Genomic DNA, 5,425 nt, shown 5'->3' with positions numbered 1-5,425 from the left:
ATAAAAGAATACATTCTACTTTAAATTATGATACTCCTATGCTATACTTTAAGAAATTAAGGAATACTTAAATGCAATATGTATGGAACCCGTGCAAATTTAGTTTTTTATTGTTTAATGGCTATATATATTCTTTTTAGTTTAAAAAAGCATGTATTTCTTATAATAGACTTGTTTCAAAAGTACTTGACAATATTAACTTTAAAATTATTTAATCTTAAATCATAAAATACAATGTTTTATATGTTGTATAATTTATCATTTTAATATATGAATATGCAGTCTTTTTGCTTCTCGCCGCAGGCGTACTTCGTATGGGCACCACCGAGTAGGTGACTTGCCTACGGCACGCAGAGCGGACGGCAAAAGAAGTGGGGGTTGGCACGGCTGTGTGCTTCGCAGCAAAGCCCCAACTATAATTAAAAAAATATTAAATTTAAAAACTATAAATATTAATAAATTGAGTTTTGAAACAAGTCTAATGTAATTAAGACAATAAGAAAATGAATACTTATCTAGTAATAAAATTATTCCAAAACTTATTGATAAATATTTTTACAAGTTTATTATTTTATATCATGATAATTTGCAGTATTAAAAATTGTATCCAAGTTCAAATTCCCAAGTAAAAGGCTTTGCTATAGAATATGCTGAAAGAATAGGAGTTTTATTAAAAATATTTTTGAAGTTCATAGAAAATATTAAATGTTCAAACCATATAGAATAGAATGATATATTAAAGTCATGAAAAACTTCCGAATAATATATGGGTCTGTATTCTGATAAAGGTCTTGGTGCGGAGTATGTATAATAAATATTTAATGATAATGAACTTAATACTTTATGATTTGGTATAAAGTCATATCCAAGTAATGCTGTAACTACATGTTCTGGCAAACCTATTTTTGGAAGTTTATCTTTGCCCATATAAGCAAGCTGATAAGAGTAGCCTAATTTTGTTTTTATCTTATGATATTTAGCAAAAGGTATATTATATTCAATGCTTGGTGTAACTATATGCGAAACGGCAATGTCTACATTTTCTGGAACAGTTGAATACCAAACTATTTTATTTGTGTATGTTGTATATGTGTACGATGTTTCTATTTTTAAATTTGTTACAGGCTCTAATGTAAGTTTAGTATATATTTGATTATATTCTTCTGGTTTTAGATTAGGATTTCCGTAGTTATTATAAAATAAATCATTAAACGTAGGTACAGAGTAATCATGAGAGTATGAGAAGTATAAACTGTATCCTTTGTAGAAGTTTAAATTTGCTGCAATATTGTATGCTAAGTAATTATTATTTCTGTTTATATCAAAATCTTCATGCTGAAACTCATATTTTATGCTTGGAAGAAATGAGAATATAGGAATGTTATTATCCCAGTATCCGAAAGATAATTGAGGCTCATATAATAATGATAAAGAATGTCTTTGAGGCGTGAAATTATAATTTTTTTCTACTGCATTTTTATCTTCAATTAAAAAATCATATCTGTATTCTGGAGTTAGTTTATTGTAGAATGTTATAATATTCGGCAGAAGCTCATCCATTCTTGATAGGGTGGTATTTAATGCTATTGCATGCGACTGATAATCTGATACTGGCTTTCCATTTTGATAATAAGGTCTGTCAACAAAGGAATCAAAAACATAAGATAAGTTTATATTATAATCAAGTATATCAGAAAATCCGTTGTATGAAACAGAAGATGTTAATGTTGTAAACTTAAACCATGAATCTGTTGTGTTTATAGGAGGAAGCTGATATTTTGATACTGCATCCGAATATGATATATTAACAAAAGCTCTTATGTAGTTTTTATTTTCAAAATTATATCTGTAGTCAAGAGATGAGTTTACTATAAGCTGTTTATTATCATTAATATATCCTTTTATAGGTTTTTGAGAGTTATTTGAAAAATTATAATAATAATTGCCGTCAGTGTAATAGGAGTCTGCAGTAAAAGTAATAATATGCTTATTGTCAAAGTTTTTTGAAAAAAGTATTGAAGGCGTTATAGTATTGTATGCTCCGTAGCCTAAAGATACTAATACAATATCCTCCAAAGGAGTTTTTGTAGTAATATAAATACTGTTTCCTATAATTTCAATTTTTTCTATTAGATTTGCAGGTATTCTCCTTAAATCTACCCCAGCATCAGCATTTCCTTTTGCAGTATTCATAAGAACGCCATTAACATATATTTTCATGTTGTCGGCACTTCCGCCAGCAGGTTCAACTGTTTCATTTCCCATATAAGAGCCTTTATTGACAAATCCAGACTGATTGGCAAGCACTTCTTGAGCATTTTTATAGCCTCTTCTTTCAATTTCTTCAGAAGTTATTACATTGTTATTAATCTTTATAGGAGTTTTAGGGATTTTTACAGGGTTTGCATTGCTGTTTGTATTATTTGTCTGAACTGCATTAGTAATTTCAACCTGCGAAGTAACCCAAATACCGCCTTTAAGTTCTCTTATAAGGTAGGTTTGAGCATTTATATTTTGAGAATAAAAAAATATAGATGTTATGATAAATAATGCTGCAGAGTAAATATTTATTTTTTTCATTTTTATATAGATTGTATTATTTTATATAAAAAGGAACGGCTTTATATCGCCGCCCCTTATATTTTTATTAAATTAATATTCTTTTAAATATCCGAAAACAAAATCATATTTAGTCCACTGAGTATTTTCATCTGGTATAACACTTTCATCGCTTCCGTCGCCGTACCAAGCCTGCTCAATGCCGTTTTCGTCTGCAATTATCAAACGGTAACTGCTAGGCATGCCTGTATTTTTATTATCCCAATATACAGCAGCAAGATATTTTTTATTATTATATTCATATACTGCACATTTTATAAATTTTGTTCTTATATTTACTGTATTGGTACTGTCATAATAATTAGCATTATTATCAAAGTTTCCGCTTACAGCTGAATAATCACTTGATTTATAAACAGTTTTTCCAGATACTAGAGTAATCCATAAATTTTTTAACTGAGCTTCGTCTGTTACATCAATTTCAGAAGTTTTAGTTCCGTATTGTATAGTATGCACTCCGGAAGTTACAGCCTTTACAGATGATGAAGTATTTTGATTGTTATTGTTATCAGGATTTGTAGAAGGATTAGAACAAGATATAATTAATGCAAATATTATAATTAACAAATATGATTTTTTAATTTTCATATAAAGCCTCTAAAAAAATTAATTTATTTTACTACTTTACACTTACTATATTCATTGAATGTAAAATAGCCATTAGCTTCAGTGAATTCTAATTTTGCTTCTGATAATGTATCAGTTGCATAAACTCCTCCATCTTTATAAGCACCACAAATATCTATTGTATCAGAAGTTAAATCTTTAAAAGCAATGGCATAATATTTATTAGCTACTTCTGGTCTGTAACTTGGAGCTGCAGTATATTTGCAGTATATCATTCCTGAGGCATTATCAGAATACCAAACTATTTCTTCTATTATAGAGACAGAATAGCTTATTTTTTCTTGATTATTTTCAGTATAATAACTATCAATTTTTTCAGCTGTAATATTGTATCCTGAACCTGCAGAAGTTGTATATTCCCATTTTTGCTGAAGCATCTGTTCTCTAGTTTTTGTTGGGTCGTTCGGGTTGTTTTTAGAACATGATACTGATAATACCAAAACCATTAGAATTGTTAATAAAATTTTGATTTGTTTTTGCATAAAAATGCTCCTTTATTTAAATTAAAAAATTAAAAGCTGTTTAATAAAGGAGTGCATAAAATAATAATTTTTTCAGTGCACTCGCCTGTTTAAATGGTAAATCCGACTTCGTTAATTCTTTTATTAAAATTAAAAAATTAAACTTTACGGTTGCGTGCCAGCGAAGGATTCTCACCCTCATTCCCATAGAATACAATATATTATATATGTTTGTTTTTTTATATCAAGATCTTTTATAAGTAAACTTTTTAAAAAATTATATAAAAATTATTAAACTAGTTTTGTTTTCGTTTAGTGTTTAATTTGTCTCATAAATAATACTTTTATTGTTTCAAAATTGAACTCTTAATTATCTATTTAAGCATAAAATTATACAATATTTCTAAAGTTTTTCTATATCTGAAGCATTCAAGCCTGTTAATTTGCTTATAAGATTGATGTCCATATTCTCTTTTTTCATTTCTTTTGCTATATTTATTTGACTTTCTTTGTAGCCTTGTTCTATCCCTTGTTCTATCCCTTGTTCTATCCCTTGTTCTATCCCTTTCTTTATTCCTTGTTCTATTCCCTTTTCTATACCTTGCTGAAAACCTATCTCTATGCCTTCTTTTTTTCCTTCTGACCTTTCATACTGAAGCATAGCAGCCTGTCCGTAAAGAAAAGTATCTCTTTCATTGTAAGCAGACATCTCTTTTTCATCAGCTACAAATCTTTTATATTTATCTATAACTTTAGGCATGATATCATTACCTCCCAATAGTTTATTTATACTTTTTTCTAAATCTTTAGTTGTAAAAAAGTCAATCCAAGATAAAAGTTTATTTTTGTTATATTCACCTATACTAACATTTTTTAATATTTCTGCAAATCTTTTAATTTCTATAAAATGTATTTGTAAATCGTCCAATCTAAGATTAGGATTATAAACATCTGCAAGTGTAAAACATTTATGTTCTTTTTTTATATCTGTTTCATTTCCTATAGTTAAATTAAAATTGATAAAACTGATACTAATCATCTGACTTATACCTGTATATAAATCATTTTCTTTCAATTCAGAAGCTATATTTTTTGCTATGTAATATAATATTCTTTTTATAAAATTATTGTTTCCTACTAACTGTATTTCTATAAGTATCTTTTTACCGTCTTTTGTTTTTGCTTTAACATCGAGAATAGATTCTTTTAGGTTTTCATTTGAAGCTAAATTATAAGGATTAATAATTTCAAGATTGCTTACCGATTCAAAGTCTGCATCATTTAAAACAGCATTAACAATATTTTCTAATATATCCTCATCGCCTTCAGTACCGATTAAATATCGTACAAATAAATCATTAAGTCTGTTAATCTCTTTCATAGCTTAATTATACTGAAATTTTTTTAGTTTGTCAAAAATTAATTTTTTAATTTAAAAATATTTGCAGTATTTAATAGACTTGCTTTATACTCCAGTTCTTTAGACTAGGTTTAATATGTAAATAAAGTATGATGCAAAAAACATCAAAAAATTGATAATACATTTGCAAAAATATAAAGATTAACAAACTATATTTTTATGTATATAAAAAAGTCATAAACTTTTAATATTGTTTTTGATTTGCACGGGTTCCATACATATTGCATTTAAGTATTCCTTAATTTCTTAAAGTATAGCATAGGAGTATCATAATTTAAAGTAGAATGTATTCTTTTAT

At 27.3% G+C, this 5,425-nt stretch carries 4 protein-coding genes; all 4 read right to left on the bottom strand.

The features are described from left to right. Positions 1-594: 594 nt before the first annotated feature. The 4 genes from Q1X91_RS14705 to Q1X91_RS14690 all read right to left on the bottom strand — a co-directional run bounded on the left by Q1X91_RS14705 (position 595) and on the right by Q1X91_RS14690 (position 5,088). Entirely contained in the window at positions 595-2,580 is a 1,986-nt protein-coding gene (locus Q1X91_RS14705; RefSeq protein ID WP_300759203.1) for a TonB-dependent siderophore receptor, read from the bottom strand. A 72-nt stretch (positions 2,581-2,652) separates the two neighbouring features. Next, on the bottom strand, positions 2,653-3,207 hold the full coding sequence (locus tag Q1X91_RS14700; protein WP_300759200.1) for a hypothetical protein: 555 nt from the start codon (positions 3,205-3,207) through the stop codon (positions 2,653-2,655). Positions 3,208-3,230: 23 nt separating this feature from the next. Beyond that, on the bottom strand, positions 3,231-3,728 hold the full coding sequence (locus Q1X91_RS14695) for a hypothetical protein (RefSeq protein ID WP_300759199.1): 498 nt from the start codon (positions 3,726-3,728) through the stop codon (positions 3,231-3,233). 382 nt (positions 3,729-4,110) lie between these two features. Beyond that, positions 4,111-5,088 carry an Rpn family recombination-promoting nuclease/putative transposase gene (locus Q1X91_RS14690; protein WP_300759196.1) on the bottom strand — a complete coding sequence of 326 codons (978 nt, stop codon included), beginning with the start codon at positions 5,086-5,088 and terminating at the stop codon, positions 4,111-4,113. Between the last annotated feature and the right edge of the window lie 337 nt (positions 5,089-5,425).

It is taken from the genome of uncultured Brachyspira sp., from assembly GCF_949287625.1.
Lineage (GTDB): Bacteria > Spirochaetota > Brachyspiria > Brachyspirales > Brachyspiraceae > Brachyspira.
Note: the sequence above shows the minus strand (reverse complement) of the source record. Positions and strands in the feature narration are given on the sequence as shown.

Excerpts from the sequence above, each read along its gene's own strand:
- Q1X91_RS14705 (WP_300759203.1), bottom strand. The coding sequence starts at position 2,580 with ATGAAAAAAATAAATATTTACTCTGCAGCATTATTTATCATAACATCT.
- Q1X91_RS14700 (WP_300759200.1), bottom strand. The coding sequence starts at position 3,207 with ATGAAAATTAAAAAATCATATTTGTTAATTATAATATTTGCATTAATT.
- Q1X91_RS14695 (WP_300759199.1), bottom strand. The coding sequence starts at position 3,728 with ATGCAAAAACAAATCAAAATTTTATTAACAATTCTAATGGTTTTGGTA.
- Q1X91_RS14690 (WP_300759196.1), bottom strand. The coding sequence starts at position 5,088 with ATGAAAGAGATTAACAGACTTAATGATTTATTTGTACGATATTTAATC.